20 protein-coding genes are annotated in these 23,472 nt (G+C 52.0%); 9 read left to right on the top strand and 11 right to left on the bottom strand.

Features of this window, described 5'->3' with window-relative positions; all coding sequences use genetic code 11:
• The first annotated feature begins 144 nt into the window (after positions 1–144).
• The gene (locus EDD53_RS08870; protein ID WP_123792858.1) at positions 145–840 is read left to right on the top strand and encodes a hypothetical protein; all 696 of its coding nucleotides are present in this window, start codon (positions 145–147) and stop codon (positions 838–840) included.
• An 82-nt stretch (positions 841–922) separates the two neighbouring features.
• Positions 923–1,090 carry a hypothetical protein gene (locus tag EDD53_RS14845; protein WP_170162725.1) on the top strand — a complete coding sequence of 56 codons (168 nt, stop codon included), beginning with the start codon at positions 923–925 and terminating at the stop codon, positions 1,088–1,090.
• 158 nt (positions 1,091–1,248) lie between these two features.
• On the opposite strand, the gene EDD53_RS08875 is transcribed toward EDD53_RS14845, so the two are convergent.
• A complete protein-coding gene (locus EDD53_RS08875; RefSeq protein ID WP_170162726.1) occupies positions 1,249–2,523 on the bottom strand; it encodes a Hint domain-containing protein in 1,275 nt (424 codons plus the stop codon).
• 296 nt (positions 2,524–2,819) lie between these two features.
• On the opposite strand from EDD53_RS08875, the gene EDD53_RS08880 reads away from it, so the two are divergent.
• On the top strand, positions 2,820–3,452 hold the full coding sequence (locus EDD53_RS08880) for a tyrosine-type recombinase/integrase (protein ID WP_123792860.1): 633 nt from the start codon (positions 2,820–2,822) through the stop codon (positions 3,450–3,452).
• Positions 3,453–3,596: 144 nt separating this feature from the next.
• Here EDD53_RS08880 and EDD53_RS08885 read toward each other — a convergent pair whose 3' ends face one another.
• Positions 3,597–4,745: an SEC-C domain-containing protein gene (locus EDD53_RS08885; RefSeq protein WP_123792861.1), complete on the bottom strand. Its 1,149-nt coding sequence runs from the start codon at positions 4,743–4,745 to the stop codon at positions 3,597–3,599.
• A 621-nt stretch (positions 4,746–5,366) separates the two neighbouring features.
• Positions 5,367–5,678: an ETC complex I subunit gene (locus EDD53_RS08890; RefSeq protein WP_123792862.1), complete on the bottom strand. Its 312-nt coding sequence runs from the start codon at positions 5,676–5,678 to the stop codon at positions 5,367–5,369.
• 481 nt (positions 5,679–6,159) lie between these two features.
• Here EDD53_RS08890 and uvrB point away from each other — a divergent pair, with 481 nt between their 5' ends.
• Complete coding sequence (gene uvrB, locus EDD53_RS08895; RefSeq protein WP_123792863.1) at positions 6,160–8,373, top strand: excinuclease ABC subunit UvrB; 2,214 nt, start codon at positions 6,160–6,162, stop codon at positions 8,371–8,373.
• A gap of 97 nt (positions 8,374–8,470) precedes the next feature.
• Here uvrB and EDD53_RS08900 read toward each other — a convergent pair whose 3' ends face one another.
• The 3 genes from EDD53_RS08900 to EDD53_RS08910 all read right to left on the bottom strand — a co-directional run bounded on the left by EDD53_RS08900 (position 8,471) and on the right by EDD53_RS08910 (position 13,080).
• On the bottom strand, positions 8,471–10,762 hold the full coding sequence (locus EDD53_RS08900; RefSeq protein WP_123792864.1) for a glycosyl hydrolase family 28-related protein: 2,292 nt from the start codon (positions 10,760–10,762) through the stop codon (positions 8,471–8,473).
• A 202-nt stretch (positions 10,763–10,964) separates the two neighbouring features.
• A complete protein-coding gene (locus EDD53_RS08905; RefSeq protein WP_123792865.1) occupies positions 10,965–11,363 on the bottom strand; it encodes a DUF4864 domain-containing protein in 399 nt (132 codons plus the stop codon).
• Positions 11,364–11,430: 67 nt separating this feature from the next.
• Positions 11,431–13,080: a lysine--tRNA ligase gene (locus tag EDD53_RS08910; RefSeq protein WP_123792866.1), complete on the bottom strand. Its 1,650-nt coding sequence runs from the start codon at positions 13,078–13,080 to the stop codon at positions 11,431–11,433.
• Positions 13,081–13,265: 185 nt separating this feature from the next.
• On the opposite strand from EDD53_RS08910, the gene EDD53_RS08915 reads away from it, so the two are divergent.
• On the top strand, positions 13,266–13,703 hold the full coding sequence (locus tag EDD53_RS08915) for a tellurite resistance TerB family protein (RefSeq protein ID WP_123792867.1): 438 nt from the start codon (positions 13,266–13,268) through the stop codon (positions 13,701–13,703).
• Here the strand turns inward: EDD53_RS08915 and dacB are convergent.
• The 3 genes from dacB to EDD53_RS08930 all read right to left on the bottom strand — a co-directional run bounded on the left by dacB (position 13,700) and on the right by EDD53_RS08930 (position 17,094).
• Positions 13,700–15,244 (bottom strand): D-alanyl-D-alanine carboxypeptidase/D-alanyl-D-alanine endopeptidase, encoded by a 1,545-nt coding sequence (gene dacB, locus EDD53_RS08920; protein ID WP_123792868.1) that lies wholly within the window; start codon positions 15,242–15,244, stop codon positions 13,700–13,702. The genes EDD53_RS08915 and dacB overlap by 4 nt on opposite strands.
• Positions 15,245–15,340: 96 nt before the next feature.
• A complete protein-coding gene (locus EDD53_RS08925) occupies positions 15,341–15,946 on the bottom strand; it encodes a nicotinate-nucleotide adenylyltransferase (RefSeq protein WP_123792869.1) in 606 nt (201 codons plus the stop codon).
• 59 nt (positions 15,947–16,005) lie between these two features.
• Positions 16,006–17,094 carry a glycosyltransferase gene (locus EDD53_RS08930; RefSeq protein WP_123792870.1) on the bottom strand — a complete coding sequence of 363 codons (1,089 nt, stop codon included), beginning with the start codon at positions 17,092–17,094 and terminating at the stop codon, positions 16,006–16,008.
• A gap of 100 nt (positions 17,095–17,194) precedes the next feature.
• Between EDD53_RS08930 and EDD53_RS08935 the strand changes: the two genes are divergently transcribed.
• From EDD53_RS08935 to EDD53_RS08945, 3 genes are all read left to right on the top strand, one after another.
• Positions 17,195–18,649, top strand: a complete 1,455-nt coding sequence (locus tag EDD53_RS08935; protein ID WP_123792871.1) for an ArnT family glycosyltransferase — start codon at positions 17,195–17,197, stop codon at positions 18,647–18,649.
• Positions 18,650–18,817: 168 nt separating this feature from the next.
• Complete coding sequence (gene ettA, locus EDD53_RS08940) at positions 18,818–20,473, top strand: energy-dependent translational throttle protein EttA (protein ID WP_123792872.1); 1,656 nt, start codon at positions 18,818–18,820, stop codon at positions 20,471–20,473.
• Between the two features lie 181 nt (positions 20,474–20,654).
• On the top strand, positions 20,655–21,545 hold the full coding sequence (locus tag EDD53_RS08945; RefSeq protein WP_123792873.1) for a GIY-YIG nuclease family protein: 891 nt from the start codon (positions 20,655–20,657) through the stop codon (positions 21,543–21,545).
• Between the two features lie 250 nt (positions 21,546–21,795).
• On the opposite strand, the gene EDD53_RS08950 is transcribed toward EDD53_RS08945, so the two are convergent.
• The gene (locus EDD53_RS08950) at positions 21,796–22,107 is read right to left on the bottom strand and encodes a hypothetical protein (RefSeq protein ID WP_123792874.1); all 312 of its coding nucleotides are present in this window, start codon (positions 22,105–22,107) and stop codon (positions 21,796–21,798) included.
• 358 nt (positions 22,108–22,465) lie between these two features.
• On the opposite strand from EDD53_RS08950, the gene EDD53_RS08955 reads away from it, so the two are divergent.
• Positions 22,466–22,672 (top strand): cold-shock protein, encoded by a 207-nt coding sequence (locus EDD53_RS08955; protein ID WP_085848732.1) that lies wholly within the window; start codon positions 22,466–22,468, stop codon positions 22,670–22,672.
• Positions 22,673–22,817: 145 nt separating this feature from the next.
• Here EDD53_RS08955 and EDD53_RS08960 read toward each other — a convergent pair whose 3' ends face one another.
• Positions 22,818–23,327, bottom strand: a complete 510-nt coding sequence (locus tag EDD53_RS08960) for an alkylphosphonate utilization protein (RefSeq protein WP_123792875.1) — start codon at positions 23,325–23,327, stop codon at positions 22,818–22,820.
• Between the last annotated feature and the right edge of the window lie 145 nt (positions 23,328–23,472).

Raw genomic sequence — 23,472 nt, forward strand, 5'->3', positions numbered from 1 at the left:
TCACGAACACGAGATTGACTAGCTTTTCATTGATACACTTCGCGGCAATCCTGCGGTAGGATCTATTCTTCTAACAATCCTAGGTCTTCCCCCAACGATGGCAAAGCAGAATCGGGTTATATGAGCTTATATTTGGGGGGGGAAATGAATAGCTTTAAAAAAGTGGCTTTATGCTTGGTTTTGACACCACTCCCGGCATTTGCTGATGAATTCATGCAATGCGAGTTTGAGGTTTTACCCGTTAGTCCTCAACCTGCATGGGTCGAAAACTTCGACCTGTGTAACGATGATATCCGCAGGTTTGTCGAAGCGCGTGCCTTGGGGTTTGAGTTTTATGCGCCAGCGCTCGAACAGTTTTCAAACTTGACCGCTTCTGACCAGCTATTGGTTATGGAAGTGACCCAAGCAGTCGTACCAACGGATAACGGGCTAGAGCAGGACTTGCGTATCCCGATGCCGCTCATAGATGCTATACTTGAAGAAGCATTGGAAAATGGAGCAGATGACTTTTTTGAAATCCCGGGCTTCGAGGAAACCCTCATGGAGTTGCGAGAAAGCGGTGATATTGGGGCCAGAAGCTTAGGCTTTGTTGCGGCCAAAGCACCGCTTGGCATTGCAAAAATATACTTTTTGTCAGAGAGCTCGGAAATAAGACGTTCGGTAAGGGCTTTGAATGCCGCGCAGAGTGACCTTGAGACTTCCGAACAACGGCTTGAGACTTCCAGACAACGGCTTGAGGACGTAGAAGAGCAAGCGCGACTGGCTAGAGAGCTTGAGGATGGGGCTGCAAGAGTAGGCGAAACCGCACAAGGTTTACGCGGCATTCTTGAAGGCAACTAGGCGCTTTCCCAAGAACTGACATTAGCTGCATTGCAGAATTTTGGTAAGTAGGGCTCGTTGCCGCCATTCGCTGCGCTTGAAAGTGCAACGCACTGTCGAACGTCTGCTTTCTCAAATCATCGGCCTATCCTTCGTAACTGCAGCGAAAGTCTGCAATCCGCCCTTGATGTTGATGGTCACGAACGGCCCAAAGCCGACCTCCGCGACTGTGCTGGACGTTGCAGTGCAGCTTCCTGAAAGCGGACGTTGATCTTTTGCGCAGCATTTTGATTGATCGGACGGCCGGATTGCGGGACTGAGCGGTCCATCGTCCTGATGAGACGAAAGTCTGCTTTGACCTATAGCGACACCGTCCGTCACCTAGCTGGACTGGACCCGAAACTGTTCCGTGTACAGCCCCTCAGCTTCCTATTGTACGAGCAAAAGATCGCGCTCCAATATGCCAATTCTCTTATCGGTGTTACGCGTTTTTTCCTTCGAATACTCGGCGAGAAGGCGGCGGACACCGCCGACCCTGAGACACGGGCGAGCGGGTGGCCCGTTCAAGGCTGCTTTGCATCGCGAGCCAGCCCCGAAGACTTTGATCAGATCAATGCGCTCAGCGTCTGTCATGTTCTTGACAACCATTGGACCCACGAGAAGCGTCTCCGTCAAGCAGGCGTTGGCGGAGACAACCTCGTGTCGCTCACAGGCGAAGTGGATCCACGTGATGGATTTCTTGCCCTGCATCTGGCGAATGCCGGGCAGAGATACCAGTGATTTTGCAGGGGCCAGGCTTTCCGTCTTGAATTGAGCCTCCAACTGTCCGCCGCCGCCGACCAATACCCGGTGCTGCGGCGACACGATCAAATCAGTAGTCGGCTTGCCCGCGCCCAAGGCCCCTGCTTTGATTATGACCGGCATGTCATTCACCCGTGTCGCTTCCAGCGGATGATCGCTACTGCGTACCCAACAGATGGGCTGCGGGCCGTGATCCAGAGTGTGCACCAGGTCACCAGGTAGCAGCGTTTGCACGGCACGCGGACCTGTCGGGGTATCTATCAAGGTGTCAGGAGCGTAACACGCCACCGTGACGGCTGTATATTCGTAGCTGCCGGTTGTGGAATTGTACTGGTACGACGCCCCAGCATTCTGGTCTTCCACTCCACTGTCCAATGCGGCGTTGGCCTCTCCCATCAACAAGGTTCCTGGAAAGCCGGAAAGGCTCGGAACACTGCTCGCTTCAGTGGCAGAAAAATTTAGGACTATGTATTCGCCCGTTAACGGGTTGACCAAAGCCACGCTCTCAGGCTGGGAACTGCTGTCGGCGCCTTCCGACAGAAAGTTTGTGTTGGCTCCACCTGCGCCGGATTCGACCCCACCTTCGCTGGCTTCCTGCATGTTGTAAGCCGGAGTGCCAGTGATCTCATTTACAACATAGACCGTCTGGCCCGGGTTGAGCACGGTCCCAGGTGGGAATGTATGATAGAGGCCATCTTGCGGCCCATCCGGTGCTCCGGCGCCCGTCATATCCGACCAGATTTGCCAGCCAGATAAATCGACGGGGGCGCCCGACGTGTTCGTGAAAGAAACGAACTCATCCTCTTGCGTGGCGATGCCGTCACCATCCGTGTCGAATTCCGCACCGCCGGAATTGTCTCCGTAGAATTGATCAAAGATGATGCCGTCCAGACTTGCAGTCATGAAGCAGATCCCGTTCATTGCTTCCGAAACCCTTAAAATCGTTCGTAAGGATTAAAATTGGCTAAAGATTTAGACTCTTTACGCCGCCAAAATCTGGACAATTTGACCAGATGGATGGGCATTTCAGTATTGCTTCCTAGCTTTCCAAGCGACAAAGCAGCCATTGGCTGTACCGCGAAATCTTGGCAAGTTGGGCTCAAAGCCGACCTCGGATGCGGCGCGGCATTTTGTGATATGGTACGGCGTCAACGTGGGGTTGTCGATGTGGGAGGGCGTGGCGGACAGGAGAAACTGTCATGCAAACACCAAACTTACCGGCCATTCGCGCGCTTCGCCCTGCTTGGAATAAGGGGCGCATCGTGGGGCAAAAGCGGCCACTGAAGCCCAAACATGTCTGGGCGATCCGTGTCAGGCTGGAACTTGCCGAGAACCTTCGCGACTTAGCTTTGTTTAATATGGCGATCGATAGCAAGCTACGCGGATGTGATCTTGTGCGAATGAAAGTCGTCGATGTTATGGCGTCTGGACAGATTAAAGAACGTGCATCGGTGTTGCAAAGCAAAACCCAAAAACCTGTGCGGTTCGAGATTTCCGAAGGCACCCGCGCCTCGGTGGCAAAGTGGCTGGAAGATCCGTTGATGGTCGGATCCGAATATCTCTGGCCGGGTCGTTTCCACGAGCGGCTCCACATCTCAACACGCCAGTATGCCCGTATTGTGCGGGATTGGGTTTCGTCCATCGGGTTGGAAGTGACCGCATATGGCACCCATTCGATGCGACGCACGAAGGTCACCCAGATTTACAAAAAGACGGGCAACCTGCGTGCGGTTCAGCTGCTATTGGGACATACCAAGATGGACAGTACAGTTCGCTATCTGGGCGTTGAACTCGAAGATGCGTTGGCAATAGCAGAGGCTATTGAAATCTAAGCGTTTGGGCCGTTCGACATGGACGGCCCATTCCTGCCTCCAATCTGTCACGTCGATGTCGCAGCGCAGCTTCACCAGACCGGCCATTCGCGCATTGTGCAGCATTTTAGGAGGGTGAAGGGCAGGCAAACCCCTATGCCAAGATCACGGCTGGAATGATCTCGATGCGATCGGTAGCTGAAAATCGATTTCCAGGCGGACAGGCAAGGATGGAGCGCTACCCATGATATCCAGGCCGTCGGTCACCAAGCGGCTCAAGTGCTCTTTCTGCTTGTCGCCTAAGCCTTGGTACCAACTCGGATTGAAGAAGATGTTTTCTACGTGCTTCGTCACAATTTGAAATAAAGCGGAGGCTTGTTGATCAGCGGGAAGCGCCTTGATCTGTTCTGCGATGACTTTCCCGGGCGCACCGTCAATATCCCGCCAAGAAATACAAACCAGCGCACGATTATCTCCTGCAAATGAAGAGACAAATATCTGCTGAAGAAGCTCGTCCGAATACCCGTTCTGGAGTTTTTTGCCGTAGAAGTCAGTATAGGGCGACCAAGCACCAGCAAACATGAACGGCAAGGGCGCATCAAATTCAAAGACATATGAACCAATGGTGTCTGGCTGATTGTCGACCAATGCGGAGGTCAGCACGTCATGTGTAACCTTCGCCTCACGCCGAGCAGCCTCATTTCCTGTGTTTATGTTGTCCAGCGTCTTCTGGACGATAAACTGTTCAAAAGGTAGCATTCCTTTGTCGGCTCCGCGCAACGTCTCGCGAAGATGGGCTAACGCGTCCTTCCCATAGAGTTCCCTGCTCATCGTGCGGTAGGCCACTGCAAGGCATTGGTCTGGGCGGCCTGTAAACGGCTCATTTTCGATGCAAGAGAAGAGCTCGCGATCATGCTTGCCGCAAAAACCATAGAAGACCGACGCGTCTTTGATACCGACCTTTTTGACTGATAGTTTGCCGCCAATCTTGTTCAATTTCTGAACGTCCGCAGCATACTTAAGCACGTGACCATTCTCGGCGATCTTAGACAAATTGGGTCCGCGTGAAACTGTGTGGGCTTTGATCACACCACCTTCGCAAGGGCCCAAACCTACGTCGTTCGCGCAGCACTTCTTCTTGCCAAACGACTTCCGATTAGCGTCCACGGCGGACCAGGGATTATCCTTCGGCTGATCCGCTCGGTTCAGGTGGCATTTCTTGTATTTCTTGCCTGAGCCACACCAGCAGGGAGCATTTCGATCTCTTCCCTTCATCGTTCGAAATTCATCAGATTTTCCTGCCCAATTTCTCAATGATTGTCTTTGCCCCACATCGTGACTGGAGATTGTCGGTCAAAGGCGGCCTTCCGCTTGGGAAAGGACGATTATTGGTTTCGCAACCAGTGACTTCGCCGCTCGAAATATCATTATGAACTACATTGTTTCCTGTAACGACTGATCTGTACTGAGAGCGACCGTAAATGCAAGGCGCAGCATCCGTCAAATTGGGCACTTAGCCTGAAATCGACGCGTTCAGAACGAATGGCCGCTTTCATGTGTTTGACAGTGTGTCGTCGCGGGTGCAGCGAAATCACACTTTCCGCCCCGACTGACGATTGCCACAAGCCGCCGTAGTTAACTACCTCATCAACCTGGCCCGCGCGCCAATTTTAATGCCGCATCACCTGAGAGAAGGTCATAGATGAAATCCGATCTTCTGAATGGTCAGGTCTTTAGGAGAGCGTCAAAAGAACGCTCCAATATGCCCAACATTGTTAGCAAGCTCTCTTATGGTGCCCTGAGGAATGAGAGCGTCCCGCGCTGGTTCAGTATGTAGAGGCGTTCGAAACTTCCGCACAACATATAGCAAAACCGTCCGCGTCGCGGGATCTTTAACCCGATTCCGAGACAACTTTACCCCGATTTACACGACGCTTAATGCGTCCATACTGTACGACGGTTGGTTGCGAAGTTTTCGCCGTAGCCGCCAGGGCGCACTTTATGTGCGCGTTTTTGTGGCTCTGATACTGTGTAAGCCATGCCTTTTTCTTCCGCATAAGCAATCGCGGCATCCAAGCTGTCGAATTTCAAACGCACTTGCGCTTGGGTGTCTGAACTGGATGTCCATCCCATCAAAGGATCAATGCCACGTGCGGATGCAGGGGCAAAATCCAAAACCCAGTCTTTGGTCTTCGCTTGACCTGACTGCATTGCATTGCGGGCTGGTTGATAAATACGGGCGCGCATTGGGGACTCCTTGGTTGCTGTCTGCCTTATCTAAGGTTCTGCGCAAGAATTCAAGTTAAACCGCACCATAGATGGATACAAAAGGATCAGACTCGCAAAGCATCTTTCCCAACCAGCGCGGTTAGGAAAGATTTCTTCATGGTCTGGGAGGAGGTGACTGCCCAATCTTGGATGACAAGCGAGGGGTGAGGTGAGTTAAACATCCAAGGTTGGGCAGTCGTTCTACTTCTTGCACTATAATCCTAGGACAGGTTGCTGGACTGCGCAAGAATAAATACCGTATAGGTTGTGTTTTGAGCACACAATGCACCCATAAGAAATTCAGCCACTATAGACTTACAGCCCCCCTGAGGATCGCTTTAGCTGGGGCTAATTTGGAATATATGGTCACATTCGCGATCTCCTGTCAGTAAGTGACAGCAAGCACCTTGAACCTTTGTCCAAGCGCCGCAAGTATATGTTAACCCAAAGGACAATCGCCATGCCCTACGCTCATAATGACAAAAGCACCTTGGATGAGACCGCGCTTCTCTCCAACCCTGCGCCTGATATCGCGGCACGCCCCAAACTTGAGGGCGGCAAACGCTTCGTGATGCATTCAAACTTTGAACCCGCGGGCGATCAGCCTATGGCGATCAAAGAATTGTCAGCAGGCATCAACGCTGGTGAACATGATCAGGTACTTTTGGGCGCGACGGGTACGGGTAAGACCTTTACCATGGCCAAAGTTATCGAAGAAACCCAACGACCTGCGATAATTCTGGCCCCCAACAAAACGCTGGCGGCGCAGCTCTACGGCGAATTCAAAGGTTTTTTCCCCGATAACGCTGTGGAATATTTCGTATCTTACTACGATTATTATCAACCCGAAGCCTATGTCGCGCGCTCTGATACGTTCATCGAAAAAGAAAGCCAAATCAACGAACAGATAGACCGCATGCGCCACTCGGCCACGCGGGCCTTATTGGAACGAGATGATGTGATTATCGTTGCCTCTGTGTCATGTATTTACGGCATCGGCTCAGCTGAAACTTACGGCGCGATGACCCAAGATCTAAGCGTAGGCGGCGAATACGATCAACGCCAAGTCATCGCAGATTTGATCACCCAGCAATACAAACGAAATGATCACGGGTTCCAGCGCGGTACATTTCGTGTACGTGGCGATAGCTTAGAAATCTGGCCCGCTCACTTGGATGATCGCGCTTGGAAACTGTCGTTTTTTGGGGAAGAACTGGAAAGCATCACAGAATTTGACCCACTCACGGGTGAAAAGACCGATACGTTTAAACAGGTGCGCGTTTATGCCAACTCGCATTATGTGACGCCGCAAAAAACCATAAAACAAGCCATCGTCAGCATCAAAAAAGAGCTAAAGATGCAACTTGATCATTTCAACAACGAAGGCAAATTGCTGGAAGCGCAACGCCTTGAACAGCGGACCAATTTTGACATCGAGATGCTTGAGGCCACGGGCGTTTGCAACGGTATCGAAAACTATTCGCGCTATCTCACAGGACGCGGCCCTGGCGAGCCGCCCCCCACCCTATTCGAATTTATTCCAGATCGCGCGATTGTTTTTGCAGATGAAAGCCACGTGTCCGTGCCGCAGATCGGCGGAATGTACAAGGGTGACTTTAGGCGTAAAACCACATTGGCCGAACACGGGTTCCGACTGCCGTCATGCAAAGACAACAGGCCGCTGAAGTTTGAAGAATGGGATGCCATGCGCCCGCAATCTGTCTTTGTATCGGCCACACCAAAAGACTGGGAACTGGGTCTCACAGGCGGCGTATTCACGGAACAAATCATTCGCCCAACGGGTCTGCTTGATCCCGTGATCGAAGTGCGCCCTGTGGACACGCAGGTCGATGACCTGCTGGATGAAATCCGCAAACAGACCGCCAAAGACAGCCGCGTTTTGGTGACCACTTTAACCAAGCGTATGTCCGAAGACCTGACAGAGTATTTGCACGAACAAGGCATTCGTGTGCGCTATATGCATTCGGAAATCGACACCATTGAACGCATCGAAATCCTTCGCGATCTGCGCTTGGGCGCTTTTGATGTGTTGATCGGGATCAACCTCTTGCGCGAAGGCTTGGACATTCCAGAATGTGGGCTGGTGGCGATTTTGGATGCGGACAAAGAAGGTTTTCTGCGCTCTGAAACCTCATTAATTCAAACCATCGGCCGTGCAGCGCGCAACGCCGAAGGCCGCGTGATCCTATACGCCGATAAGATCACCGGCTCGATGGAACGCGCCATGGGTGAAACCGAACGCCGCCGCGCCAAACAGATTGCCTATAACGAAGAACACGGCATCACGCCGCAGACGGTGAAAAAGAACGTCGAGGATATTTTGGCGGGGCTGTACAAAGGCGACGTTGACATGAACCGCGTCACCGCCACCATAGATACACCCCTTGCAGGTGGAAATTTGGCCACAGTTCTGGAAGGCCTGCGCGCCGATATGCGCAAAGCCGCCGAGAACCTAGAGTTCGAAGAAGCCGCGCGTCTACGCGACGAAGTAAAACGCTTAGAAGCAGTGGAATTGGCCGTAGCCGACGATCCTTTAGCCAAACAAGCAGATGTGGAAAAGGCGGTGGTCGGCGCGAAAGCTGCGGGTGGTCGCAGCACTGCTGGACGTGGCGGCATGCGTGGCGGCAATACAGGTCGACGCGGGCGAAAATAAGCGCGCCACCTGCACCATGCACCGCGATATTCATAGGACGCACCGCAGACCAGTAGCGATGCGTCCTTTATTTTTTTAGACCTGAAAAGAATAAGTTTTAAATGGGTTTATCCATCCGAACGCTCATATTCACAGTGCCTTTTGTCGCCTGCGGAAAGGTCAAAAGGATCTTGTTCGACCCTGTCCCGTAGTTATGCGTGACATAGGGAATGGTTCCCACAGCCGCGTTCGATCCATCTCGCAATGGCCCTTCGAACACCAGCGATTCCACCGTACGCGCCCAGCCGCCGAACGGCAGATATGCGCTCGGATCCAAGGTCCAATTCGAAGCTGCGGACGATTGGGTAAATTCCAAATTCACAGGGTTAAACGTGGCCTGCGAAACCGAATTAAATGTATTGCCATCAAACACGATATTGCGCATCCGCGAGTAATCAAGATCGGCAAAGCTCGTGTCCACCGTATCGATGCGATCCACAGACCCATTGAGGGATTTAAACACGTTGCCTTGCACCGACAGACCTTGAATGAAATGGCCAGACCCGTAGGGTTTAACAACGATCCAGCTAAACCAATCAGCACTGTCATTCACGGTGAAGATATTGCCAGTAATGGTTAAGCCACCAAAGGAAAATTCGCTGTTAAAATCAGGTGTCGCATCATGTTCATTGGTCATCTCGATAAATGAGTTGTCACAATAGTTGCCTGTGATGATCGACTTCATATTGGGATAGGTAAACACCAAACCCGCCATGCGCGGACTGTCTGTATCGCTGTCACCTTGGAACCAGTGATTGCCCGTGAAAATATGGCCGTTGCCAAAAATAACGCCAGTATGCCCAAAACGTTGGAACCGATTATCACGGATCTTTGCATCATTGGCATTGATGTTAAACGCCACAGAAATACGATTTTCGGCGCGCACTTGCTGTTCGTTCGACACGAACAAACACCGGTCGATCAAAAGATCCTGACAGCCCGTTCCTGTTGACGTGATCCCACGGTGACTTGGCGATTTAAAATGGCAATCACGGACCTGAAACGTCGCCCCTGTCAGCGCCAAATTGATGCCTGATCCGAGACCGTTACATAAGAATTCCACATCATCGATTACAATTTGCGAAAGTTTGGAAAATCCACTGAAATCCAACGCATATTTGAAACGCGTGAATGTGTAGTTTTGTGTCGCATTCGGCCCATAAAGCGGCTGGCTTAGATAAACCAATTGCGACCCAACATTGACCGAAGTTACATAGACTTCGCGTCCGACCCCTGTGCCTGTCACAAGACTACCCGGTTTAATATTTGCCACGTTACTCACGTTACTCAAACGCCCCTTATTGGCGGATGAATAATTAGCAGATGAGGTCGCGACATCTACGTCCCAAGCCGATGAGGCCTGATAGTTAAACTGGCCATTTCGAATTACTCGACGCACTTCAAAGGTGGATTTATTGCCGACAATCGCCTGCATATCCAAAGGTTCTGTCAATTCGATACGGCGCCCGCATAGATCAAGACTGTCATGATCGGTAAAGTTCAAAAGGGCTTGGAACGCCTTTTTGAACGCCAAGACTTCATCCCCGAACGCATCAATATATGAGTTCAAATGAAACTCTCGACGCAAAGCCAGACGTACGTGATCCGCCATAGTCATTGTGCCTTCAAAGATGGCTTCATGCACCAAAGTCAGATTGTTGTTGAGTAGGTATGTACCCGCAGGCACCAGAATTTTGCGCCCATTTGCCGCTGCATCGGCCGCTTCAAACGCACCAGAACAGTCTGTCACACCATCGCCAATCGCGCCATAATCACGCACATCAATGATGCCGATACTGTCGGCAAGGAAATAGGATGACACGTCCTCGATTACGATGTCATCAACACGTACAACGCCGCCATTGGCACCAGTAAAATCCAAACCGAAGTGCCCGTAAACGGCATCCAATCCCCACGCCATATCGACACCGCCGCGCGTTCCTGCGCCGACAATCGCTTTGACTTCAACAACCTCACCGTATGAAGTAAGGGCTACTTCTGGGCCTGTTTCATTCACACCACCCACGTGATTTAGCGCAGCATCGCCCGCCCATCCCGCGATCCGCACCGATGGCAAATTGCCAGAGACGGCTTTGACTTTTGCGGTGATCTGCAAATACATGCCAGGGCGCAAAGGTGTTTCGCCCATGTAGCGCAGCTTTGTTGTGGTGTTTTGTTTGACGATCTCAAGCGCACCGCCAAAATCCGCATCAGCTGCGACAAAAGCCGCATTGCCTGCGCTTGCGTAGGTTGCCGAGCCCGGCGTCCCGTTTTCGCTGGAATATACACCCAAACCGTTTGCGAATGCTGGTGGCATCAGCACCAGCCCTTCAGTAATGGCCTTGTTCATCCGAACCCCTTTCACACATCCATTAGGTCACATGCGCAACTGGTCCGACAAAGAATTCGCCGTCCCTTTGGGGTCTTTCATTTTGAAAGCCGTCGCAACGCATGCCCAGACAGCATGGTTCTACCGCGTGGGTCTGACGGGACGCTTAAAGCAGCGTGCGCAAGGGTAGACGCAAACGCAACATGGATGGATAGGATCGAATTTATACGGCCAATTCATTCAGCGGCACAGGGCGCACGCCGTTGATTTTCCAAGCGCCGTTTAGCTGCACCATATCATATTCGAACGCCGCGCGTCCGCCATTTTCACCTTGCACAACAACGATTTGGAATACGTGCGGTCCTTTTTCAACACGTTCGGAAAAGGTGTAGCGATTGCTAGAGAAAATGATCGGATAGCCCTGCTCAACCATTTGGGCAAAGTTGTCAGGCGTAATGAATATATCTTTGATCATCGGGCTGGCATGCGACCAAGCGCGCTCCATATCGCGCTGTAAAAAGGCATCAAGCTGGTTCTCGATGACATCGGTCACCGGATCAGCCATCGCAGCAATGGGTGTCGCCATTATGAGCGCTGCACTTAGAAAAAAATGTTTGAACATAAAAAACCTCCAGTGGTGCTCATAAAGCTAGCGCACTGGAGGCTCTTTTCAATTTTAGCGCCTGCGTTTAGGCGGACAAGAGATCGCCGTTCAAGCCTTGTTCGATCAACGTGATGCTTTCGTCCACGCCATAAAGCGCGACAAATCCACCAAAGCGTGGGCCTTGTGACGCGCCCAATAGCACTTCGTAAAGCGCTTTAAACCAGTCGCGCAAATTATCAAACCCGTGGTTTTTGCCAACAGCAAACACGATAGATTGCAAGAAATCACCATCGGTCATGTCTGCCTCTGGCAGCGGCTCGTCTTTGCCCATCATCGCGTTTTTCTTAGCGATTTGGTCAAGCGCCGCCTCAGGCGAAGCCAAGGCCGCTTTCAAATCAACCAAAGCTGCGCGCTCGACGTCGGTTGGGGCGCGGAAGGTTTTTTCTGGTTTCACAAAATCGTTGTAATAAGCCACCGCATAGCCAACGGCCGCATCCAAACCTGGATGGGTTTCAGGCGACGCATCTGGGGCGTAGCGCTGCATAAAGCCCCACATTTGTCCCTTTTCTTCAGCATTCGCCACAGAGGCCAGATTGAGCAACATTGTAAAGGGCACAACCATGTCAGAGCTTGGCACATCGTGACCGTGAATGTGAAATACAGGGTTCGCAGCCTGCTGATCTGGCGTTTGGGTTGGGTATGCACGCAATTGCTGGTGGTACTCATCCATCGCACGCGGGATCACATCGAAATGCATCCGCTTGGCTGTCTTTGGCTTTTGGAACATGAAGTAGGACAGGGATTCAGTCGACGCATAGGTGAGCCATTCATCAATCGTCAGACCGTTGCCTTTGGATTTTGAAATCTTTTCACCATTGGCGTCCAAGAACAATTCATAGCTGAAATTCTCAGGGCGCTTGCCACCAAGAATATCACAGATGCGGCCATAAATCGGCGCGTTGGTTGAGTGGTCTTTTCCGAACATTTCAAAGTCCACGCCCAAGGCTGCCCAGCGCGCGCCAAAGTCAGGCTTCCACTGCAATTTCACGTTGCCGCCAGTGACTGGAATCGTCCACTCCTTGCCCTCTTCGTCGTCAAACGTGATGGTGTAATCATCTATGTTCACCGACTTCATCGGCACGTATAAAACGCGACCTGTTTCAGGGTGGATCGGCAAGAAAATCGAATAGCTCGCTGCGCGTTCTTCGCGCAACGATTTCAGCATAACCTTCATCACGTCGTCATATTTATCAACCGCACGCTTCAAGATCTCATCAAACTGACCTGATTTATACTGCTCTGTCGCTGAATAAAATTCATAATCAAATCCGAAGGTGTCCAAGAAACGGCGCAGCATGGCGTTGTTGTGATCGCCAAAACTGTCATGTGTACCGAAAGGATCAGGAACATCCGTCAAAGGCAGTTGCTCTGCAGCTTTCATCATCTCTTGGTTAGGCACATTCGAAGGCACTTTGCGCATGCCATCCATATCGTCTGAAAAACAAATCAAACGGGTGGGAATGTCAGAAATCACTTCGAAAGCACGGCGGATCATCGTGGTGCGCAACACTTCGCCAAAGGTCCCAAGATGCGGCAAGCCAGACGGGCCATAGCCCGTTTCAAACAGCACATAGCCCTTCTTGTCCTTGGATTGCTCATACCGTTTAAGAACTTTGCGGGCCTCCTCAAAAGGCCAAGCTTTAGAGTTCATGCCAGCTGTGCGCAGGTCAGTCATGAGTGCAATCCTTGAAATCAGAAACGCGACCCCCTTGGCCGCAAGTGCTCCATGTATTGCGCAAGCAGGCTTTGGTCAACAGATCTGGCGTAAAACTGCGGCAAAATCACCAACAAGGACTGAGAATGCTTGAATGACGTGCCACCGGTCCATATCTTAAAGACATACAGTCAGAAGGATAGAAAATGACCGACACAGCCCATTCGATGACAGAACAAGATTGCCTTGTAGCGATCATGATTGCTGTGTCCATGTCCGATGAAAACGTGCGCACTTCGGAACTTTTAACAATCGAAACCATCGTCAACCATTTGCCTGTCTTCGCAAATTACGATGCCGACCGCATTTCGATGGTTTCATCGACTGTCTTTGATTTGTTTTCAGAAGAAGACGGACTAGACGCGCTGTTTGGTTTGATCCGTGAAAACCTGCCAGCGCGCTTGTTTGAAACCGCATATGCCCTTGCCTGTGACGTGGCCGCAGCAGATGGTGCTATCCGTAATGCAGAACTGCGCCTGCTCGAAGAAATCCGCTATGAGTTCGCCTTAGATCGCCTTCATGCAGCAGCCATCGAACGCGGCGCACGCGCGCGCTACATCTCACTAACGCCGCCAACCGCTTAGGCAGAATTGGCATAGGTTGCGACCCAACGCCCGATCAACATCTGATGCAAACGTTTGGCACGGGTGTTGAAAGTCTTGGCCCCGCGCGGCACTTCCGCGCCACTGGCTTTGGCCGCAACGCGCGCAGGTACATCGGCCGCAAAGCTGGCAAAGGCCAATGTTCGCCCATCGGCCCCCGTTACATAGCCCGCCAATGTCGAAACAAAATCCAAGGTGCCCGTTTTGGCGTCTATACTGAAATCTGGTGATTTTATAACGTTGTAATCCCCATCACGCGGCGCAATGGGTTTCAGCAAAGGCGCGAGCTGTGCGGCCACACCAGACGCCGTCAAAACCCTGACCATATCCGTGGTGGTCACAAGTGACGCCCCCCCCAGTCCAGAATGGTCGACAAAATCCAAATGACGCGAGTTCAGATTGTGCTCAGCCCAGTCTGACATCGCTTTTGCCGAACCGCGCAAATCTTGCGGTGCAAGCCCCTGCGCACGACTGGCAGTTAATCCCAAAACTTCAGCCGTTAAATTGGTTGAATATTTTAACATATCCTTGACCAGTACAGTTAGTTTGGGGCTCTGGTGCGTGGTCAATAAAAACTGCGCTTCGCCAACCTTTCCAACCCGCGCCCCAATAGCTTTCGCTTTGGGCAAGGATAATCCTTGTGCTTTCGCGACCGCCGCAAAGACTTCGCCCGCGTATAGCGTCGGCAGGCGCACGGGCAACCAGCGCGCACCACCATTGCCCAACGCCGATTGTGCCACAGTCCAATCATCGCGCTCTTGTCCCGCGACATGATCAAACACAGGCAAACCGCGATCGACCACGCGCATAGAGGCAATTTTTACAGGCGGCGCAAATGTTTTAGCCCGTGCATCCATTTTCAAATCAAAGCCGTTGCTTTGCTTTTTCCATTCGAAATGCACGCGATTATAATTCACGTTCAGCCCTGTAATCGTTGGGTTATAGCCAGCGTATTCGGTTTGCTCAGTGTCGATCAATTCAATCCGCGGCAAGGCTGTGCCATCCACGTAGAAATCGCCTGTGATCCCTATAATCCCCTGCGCCACCAAAGTGCCCGCAAGAGTACCCAACATGTCGCTGTCCAAGGTCGGATCACCACTGCCTTTTAAAATCAAATCCCCTTGAATTTTTCCGTCAACAAGAGGGCCTGTGGCAATGATTTCGGTCGAGAATACGAAGTCCGGTCCCAGATGCTCCAAGGCGTAAAGCGCCGTGATAACTTTCGCGACCGAAGCAGGCGGCAGGGGATTAATTGGATCATGCGTTTCAAGCACCGTGCCGTTCATATCTGCCACAGCAAAGCTGGGACGCCCCGAGACACGCGACTGTTCTATCAGCTTTTGCGCTGTCGGAATGCCACGTTTATAAAAGTCATTCGGCTTCGCCCGCGGGAAAGGCGAGGTGGTCAAGTCGCCCCCTGCGCTTTGCGCCATGGCGGTGCCTGCCGCCCCCGCAAGCAAAAGCCCAAGAACTGCGCGGCGGTTAAATGACTGAGAGATATGAGGCGGAATCGTTTTTTTCATGTGCAAAGTTAACCGCGAACAGGCGGCGCTCACAAGTCACAGGCAAGGCAAAATTGTGCACATCTTCGTGGAACTTTCGCAAAGTGGGCGACGTTTTTATTCGCGCGTCCAATCACCTGAATTGCGAATTTCTGTCGATGATGCGTCATTCATCGGCACATTGACAAAACACCAAGCAGGGGTGCCGACACGACCCAAGGCTTGCGAGGCCCGCGCGGGGACGCGCGCACGCTCAAAGATGCTGGCCGCCACTGAAGTCCGCGCTGCGATCCGCTGACCGGGCCGAGCTATGACACCAATCGGTGTGGTCGCCAAAATGCCTTGCCAATTTTGCCAACGATGGAACTGCGCAAGATTATCAGCTCCCATCAGCCATACAAACGTTACACCAGGATAGATTTGATGCAGACGATCCAGCATCTCAGCGGTGTAACGCGTACCCAATTGGCTTTCCAAATCCGTGACATCAACCTGCGGGTGCTGCATGACTTTTTGCGCGTGTTTCAAGCGCTTTTGCAACGGCGCAGGACCGTTGGTTTTTAAAGGGTTCGCAGGGCTCACAAGCCACCAGACTCGATCCAAACCAAACCGCTTTAACGCTGCTTTTGTAATATGCACGTGCCCTTCATGGGCAGGGTCAAATGACCCCCCCAATAAACCAATAACTTGGCCAGATCGCGCATATGGAAGCTTGTATCGCATGAAGCGGATGAATGGCGAATGCGGTCACTTAAGTCAATGCACCACGGCGACCGCCACGCTTAACGCGCGCGCCAAGTGAACAAGGATGACGCCAAAAAGTTCCACATCGCCCCAGCCACGGCCCCTGCCAAGCTGGCCAGCGCCCAATTGTTGACGGTCTTATAGACAAGCTCTGCAAAGCCCACATTCATCAACGCACCAAAGGCACAGACGAGATAAAAACTAAACAGGCCGCGCAACAGGGCTTTCCCCTTCAGCGCGCGATCGCGGTAAGTTACAAGGTTGTTGAGGAAAAAGTTGGTGTTGATCGCCACAAACACCCCTGCCGCCTGCGCGAGCAAAAACGCATCAGGCATAAAGGCCAGCATCAAACGCACCACAGCCAACTGCACAAAGACGCCCGAAAACCCAACTGCGGCAAACATGATGAATCGCATTGACACAAGACCGCCGGTCATACGCACCAGTAACAGCGATAAGAATTCCAAGGTCACAGCCGCATCCATTTTGGATTCACCCGCGTGGCGCGTGCGAAATGTATAAGGCACTTCGGCTGTTTTCCATGTGCCTTTCGAGGCCGCAAGAACATCGGATAGAATTTTAAACCCTTCGGTCTGCAGCCCTGTGACCACCTGATTGAATGACAAACGGCGCAACATGAAAAAGCCGCTCATCGGATCGCTGGCGGTAATTTTCAAAACCCGCCGCGTCAATGATGTCGCTTGATCACTTCCCCATTTGCGCAGTTTAGACAAACCATCGCCAGAAGATCCGCCTTCAACGTTGCGACTGCCGATCACGACATCCAAATCAGGATCGCTTTGCAATTTATCTAACATCACAGGCAGGCGTGTCTCATCATGCTGCAAATCTGCATCAATCACCGCGCAAAAAGGCGCTGTAGATGATAGGATGCCTTCAATACAGGCCCCTGCCAATCCACGCCGACCAATGCGCTGAATGACACGCACATTCGCATGATCAAAGGCCAAAGCGCGCACCTCATCGGCTGTACCATCAGGGCTGTCATCATCCACATAGACCGCTTCCCAGTCACGCCCAGACAGCGCCTTTTGCAAAAGCTCAAACAAAGGACGCACGTTGTCGCGTTCATTAAATGTCGGAATGACAATGGTCACATCATACATGGGGCAGGCTCACAGGTTTTGCCCGTCTTGGGGCGCTTGTCTTTTTGGTAGCCGCCTTTTACTCTGATCCGCGTTCAAATTGAAAGCCCGAGGATATCACATGTTGTTTTCTACGCGTTATATCGCTCTTGGTTTTCTTATTTTACACCTTAGTCTTGCCGCAGCCCTACCCTTGATCGACGACGAGGCCTATTACACGCTTTGGGCGCGTTGGCCTGCGGCTGGATATTACGACCACCCGCCTATGATCGCTTATTTCATTCACTTGGGCGCGCAGATCTTTGGCGAAAACAGTTTTGGCATTCGCATTATTGGCCTCTTGGGCATAGCTTGCTCCAGTCTTTTGGTGGGCGACACGGCGCAGCGTTTAGGCCTAGGTCAGCGTCATGCCGCGCTTGCAGTAATGTTGTTCAATATCGGATTTTTACCGCTGGCCATCGGAAGCTTCGCGACACCTGATAGCCCCTCAACTCTATTTTGGATTGCAGGACTTTGGGCCGCGATTGCGGCAGTGCAAAGTCAAGCGGCTCCAGCGAAAACCTGCCTCACTTGGTGGCTTGCGGCAGGGCTTTTGATCGGGCTGGGCGGCGCGTCGAAATTCACCAATGTGTTTTTGGGTTTCGGCCTGTTAGGGTGGCTCGTATCGACCCGCGAAGGTCGTGCGTGGCTGCGACGCCCCTACCCCTATTTCGCTGTATGCGCCGCGATCTTGCCACTGATTCCTTATGTTAACTGGAACATCCAAAACGACTGGTTAGGATTTGAACGCCAAGGGTCACGCCTGAACGCGGGCGGGTTCGACTTTGGCGATTTTACAGGCTACATCGCTGCTTTGTTGATCCTGCCAACGCCACTCGTTGGCTGGTTTGCCCTGCGTGGCGTAGGTATAGGCAAAGCCCCGCAAATGTCGTTGCTGCTATGGAGCCTAGCGCCCGTGCTGGTTTACTTCGCATTTCACGCCACCCACGACACCGTGCAAGCCAATTGGTTAACGCCGATCCAAGGTGCCATCGCGATCTTGGCGTCAGTTGCACTTGCCAGCCTCACCCATCAACGTTTTTGGACGCGCATAACCGTGGTTAGTGGCACTGGCTTGAGCGTGATTTTACTGGGCGCGCTCTTAAACCCATGGGTGCCGCTCAGCACCGATGACACGCCGCCCAATCAAGGGCGCGGCTGGAAGGCGGCACAGGTTGAAATTCAAAACTTGATTGATGACACTGGCGCGCAGTGGATCGCCACAACAGACTACGCGCGTACAGGCATGTTGGCCTATCAATTTCCGAGTCTGCCAGTTTATGCCCTCACCGATCCACAGCGCTACGGCTTTCGCCCAGCTTTTGATCCCGCGCTGTGCGATGCTCCTGCAGTGTTGATCGAGAAAGCGGACGGAAATTCATCTAAAAGCACGCAGCTTCAAACACCAAGCGCTATAGCGGAGCAGATGTTTGAAACGTCGCGCCCCCTTCAGTTGGTGCAGCGCGCGCAGGGCGACAAAACATTGATGCTCTATCAGGCGACTGCCGCTCAAGGTCTGGTGGCTTTGGGCTGCTAGCCTATGGCCGCATAAGTGACAGGTGCTCAGATGTCGCACGAGCGAATACAGGCAGATTGATATGGCTCTAAACCGCCTTTGTCACCGCTGCCGCACGCTGCCCCTTTCCCTTGTCCGCCACATCCTTTAAACCACCACAAAACCATTTTCCGCACAGGAGCGTATCCCATGGCTGCCAATAAATTCGTATACTTCATGGACGGCGTGTCCAAGACCTATCCCGGTGGGAAAAAGGTATTTGAAAACATCCGCCTCAACTTTTTGCCCGGTGTGAAAATCGGTGTTGTCGGTGTCAACGGTACAGGTAAATCTACGTTGATGCGCATCATGGCTGGTCAGGACAAAGAGTTCCAAGGCGAAGCATGGGCCGCAGAAGGCGCAAAAGTTGGCTATTTGCCGCAAGAGCCTGTGTTGGATGAAACGCTCACCGTGCGCGAAAACGTGATGTTGGGGGTGGCGGAAAAGAAAGGCATCTTGGATCGCTACAATGAGCTGGCGATGAACTATTCTGATGAGACCGCCGAAGAAATGGCGACCTTGCAAGATGAGATTGACGCGCAAAATCTTTGGGATCTCGACAGCCAAGTTGACGTTTCGATGGAGGCTCTGCGCTGCCCTGCGGATGACGCGGATGTGGCGAGTCTGTCTGGCGGTGAACGCCGCCGCGTGGCTTTGTGTAAACTCTTGCTTGAAGCGCCAGACATGCTGCTGCTCGATGAGCCGACCAACCACTTGGACGCCGAAACCATCGCTTGGTTGCAACAGCACTTGATCGACTACAAAGGAACGATCCTTTGTGTGACCCACGATCGCTACTTCTTGGATGATATCACGGGCTGGATCTTGGAACTCGACCGCGGCGCTGGCATTCCTTACGAGGGCAACTATTCTTCTTGGTTGGAACAAAAAGCCAAACGTTTGTCGCAAGAGGCGCGTGAAGATAAATCCAAACAAAAGACGCTTGAACGCGAATTGGAGTGGATGCGTCAGGGTCAAAAAGCCCGCCAAGCCAAACAAAAAGCGCGTATCAACGCCTATAACGAACTCGCCAGCCAGTCGGAGCGTGACAAAGTCGGCCGCGCGCAGATCGTTATTCCAAACGGTCCGCGCCTTGGAAATAAAGTGATCGAAGTCGAGGGCTTGAAAAAAGCCATGGGCGACAAGCTTTTGGTAGAAAACCTTGAATTCTCATTGCCGCCGGGTGGCATTGTGGGCGTCATCGGCCCGAACGGCGCGGGTAAATCGACGCTGTTCAAAATGCTCACGGGCCAAGAAAAACCTGATGAGGGCACCGTGGAATACGGCGACACTGTTAAGCTGTCATACGTGGATCAATCCCGTGATGATCTGGACCCGAATGCCAATGTGTTCGAAGCCATCGCGGACGGCCAAGACATCATCATGCTGGGTGACGCGGAAATGAATGGCCGCGCTTACTGTTCTGCTTTCAACTTTAAGGGTGGCGATCAGCAGAAAAAAGTCGGCATCCTGTCAGGTGGTGAACGCAACCGCGTGCACATGGCGCGCCTGCTGCGCTCTGGCGGTAACGTGTTGCTGCTCGATGAGCCGACCAACGACTTGGACGTGGAAACACTGCGTGCCTTGGAAGACGCGCTGACAGATTTCGCAGGCTGTGCTGTGGTGATCTCGCACGACCGCTTCTTCCTTGATCGTATCTGTACGCACATTCTGGCTTTTGAGGGCGACGCGCATGTGGAATGGTTTGAAGGCAACTTTGAAGACTACGAAGAAGACAAAAAACGCCGCTTGGGCCCTGATGCGCTTGAGCCTAAGCGTTTGAAGCATAAGAAGTTTGTTAGGTAACAAAACGCAAAGCGTTTTGTTACGGGAGGTGCGAGGCAGCAAGTTTTCAAAGAAAACATGCGTTCGCTCCTCCTTGCAGCCCCAAACGTGATACTTGCGTCAAACGCCTAAAACCCCGAAGATAAAAAGGCCCCGTCTATTTGGCGGGGCTTTTTTGCTTAAACATTTTCTAGGGTTTTATATGGCACACGGTCGCTCAGTCCGCCTATTCCTCGCTGAAGGCACTCCGACAGGCATTTTAACCGCTGAAATCGTAAATTGGACCGGACATGTACTGTCTGCTCCGCGCACCCGCTTAGAAAACGCATTGAAGCGCGATGAATTAAAGAAAACAGGAATCTACATTTTATTTGGAACTCCTTTAGATTCGGATGTTCCTAAAGTGTATGTCGGAGAAGGTGATGACATTTCCCTTAGACTTTCCAGCCATTCACGCGATGACGACAAGGCTTTTTGGGAACGCTTTATAGCTGTAACAAGCAAAGACATGAACCTCACAAAAGCTCATGTTAAATATTTAGAAGGCCGCCTAATAAGCATACTGAAGGATGCCAAGAAATCGACACTCGCCAACAAAACGGAACCTAGCTTCGATCGCCTTCCCGAAGCAGACATTTCCGACATGGAAACATTTCTAGAAGAACTTCAACTTGTTCTTCCAGTCGTCGGTGTAGATTTCTTTCGCCGTCCATTGACAAAATCCAGCATCGCACACCAACCAGATAAGAAAGACGCTCCGACATTTGTGATTTCCCACGTCAAAAAGGGAATCTCAGCGAAAGCCGAGGAAGTGGACGGCGAATTTGTCTTACTTTCTGGATCTAAAGGCGATTTAAATGAAGCCGCTTCATTCCATGAAAAGTTAAAATCATTGAGGGATCAATCTCTCGCGACTGGACGAATAGTGAAGATCGCCAATAACGGTTTTGAAGTGACTGAACCAATTGGCTTTTCCAGCCCGAGCGCCGCAGCAGTTTTTCTTTTCGGGACATCCCGTAATGGTCGCACCGACTGGTTAATTGAGGGACAAGCTATAACCTATGGTGACTGGAAAAACGGGCAGCTAGAGTAACCCCGAGACCTCACCAAGGATCGGCAGGTCCCTATCCCCGTAGTTTTGCAACATTCCCCAGCCTTCAAAGATGCCCTGGCATCTTTGACGCGTCTGCCCCGCCCCCACGGGGCTGCGCGTTTCACGCTTACCCCTCGGGTCAGACGCGCGGTGCGTGACTGTCGAACACTGCGCTTCTCCCTTTTCGAAAAACAAAAAACGCCAGAGGATCCCCCCAGCGTTTTCCCATTTTCCGAAATGCCGCGTCCGCTTATGCAGCCGTGGCGTTCTTGTCTTCAACCACTTTCGCCTCAGTCGATTCCTCTACTGCCTCGGCCCCCTCAACCACTTCACCCTCTGGCTCTGGCTCTGGCGCAGGCAGGGCCAAAGCTTCGTCGGGGAAGGTGTCGGGCAGAGCAAAGCTGATCTCATTTGTGACAGGGTTCACAGTCACAGCGGGCATGTCAGGCAAGGCGGCGATGGCCTCGTTGAGCTCACCGACAAGACGTTCAAAGGTCTGGCGCTGGGTTTCGATCACAACTTTGGATTTTGAGCCTCGGCCGAATTTCAAGAATTTGAACATCTGGGTCCTCACTAATTTGTATTTGCACCTGCAGCATAGCTCACAATCCATTGGGCAGGCACGGTGAAAAAATCCAAAGTTTCCCGTCATGCGATTTCAACGAAGGTGACCAAAGGCCCTCCTACTAAAATCAGACCCACCAAGCTACGGCATAGTCAGACGGTAAAGCGCTAATTTGCTTAGAAAATGAGGGGGAGCGAATTGTCTTTGCACTGCGTCAAAAATGTGCTCTATAGGCCCTGCGACGTTATCTCTATCGACCCTTCTGTTTTCCCTTATCCGGCACTCAGTCTTCGATCAGACACCTGACACGCCGATCTGCCGCAATATCGTGGGCAGTGATTAAGGAGAAAATACAATGGCTAATGGCACAGTAAAATGGTTCAATTCCACTAAAGGTTTCGGCTTTATCGAGCCAGAAGGTGGCAACAAAGACGTGTTCGTACACATCTCTGCTGTTGAGCGTTCCGGCCTTACAGGTCTTCGCGACGGTGCGAAAGTTACTTTCGACATCGAAGCTGGCCGTGACGGTCGCGAATCTGCGATTAACTTGACTGTAGAATAATCTACACTCTCGTTTGAGATAACGCTCGGTGCTTTTGCATCGGGCGTTTTTTTATGCCTAAATAGTGATTTGATGTAAAAAAAGGCGCGAGATTGCCCTCACGCCTTTTGTCGTTTCTAATCACACCAATTTCGCTGTGACGCAGTTACTTCTTTTTCACGAATTCAGTCAAAATCACGATCCGCTGGCTTTCCACACGGCCTTCTATATGACCCGCATTGTCAGCCACCAAAGAAATACCGCGCACAGCCGTGCCGCGCTTGGCAGTGAACCCGCCTCCTTTGACGGGCAGGTCTTTGATCAGCACGACAGTGTCTCCCGCAGATAGGACCGCGCCATTACTATCGCGGTGAATTATATCAGGGCCGCCAGACTTAGCCCATTCTTCGACCTCAGGTTCAAGGTACAGCATTTCCAAAGCATCCGCTGCCCATGATTCCGTCGCATGGCGGGTGAGCAAGCGGTAAGATAGCACTTTAACAGCATCCGATTCAGACCACATAGAAGTGGTCAAAGCATTCCAATGCCCCGCTGGCACAGCCTCGCCTTTTAGCCCCGCCGAACATGTGCCACACAGCTGCACAACATCGCTTCGAGGCTCCACAGAAACGGCCGTTACATCACCTTGAACTTCACAAATTTCACAACCAGACATAATGCCCTCCAAATGTTGTAATGTCTTTAGGCCCGCCCCCGAATCCAAGCAAGCAACAAACCGCCATTTGCCCTGTTTTCACTGGAAATCTAATCCAAAGGCGTCATATTAACTTTGGTAATCTTTGCGCAGGATTGGACCTCAA

Origin of the sequence: Pacificibacter maritimus (assembly GCF_003814915.1) — a bacterium.
Classification (GTDB): domain Bacteria; phylum Pseudomonadota; class Alphaproteobacteria; order Rhodobacterales; family Rhodobacteraceae; genus Celeribacter; species Celeribacter maritimus.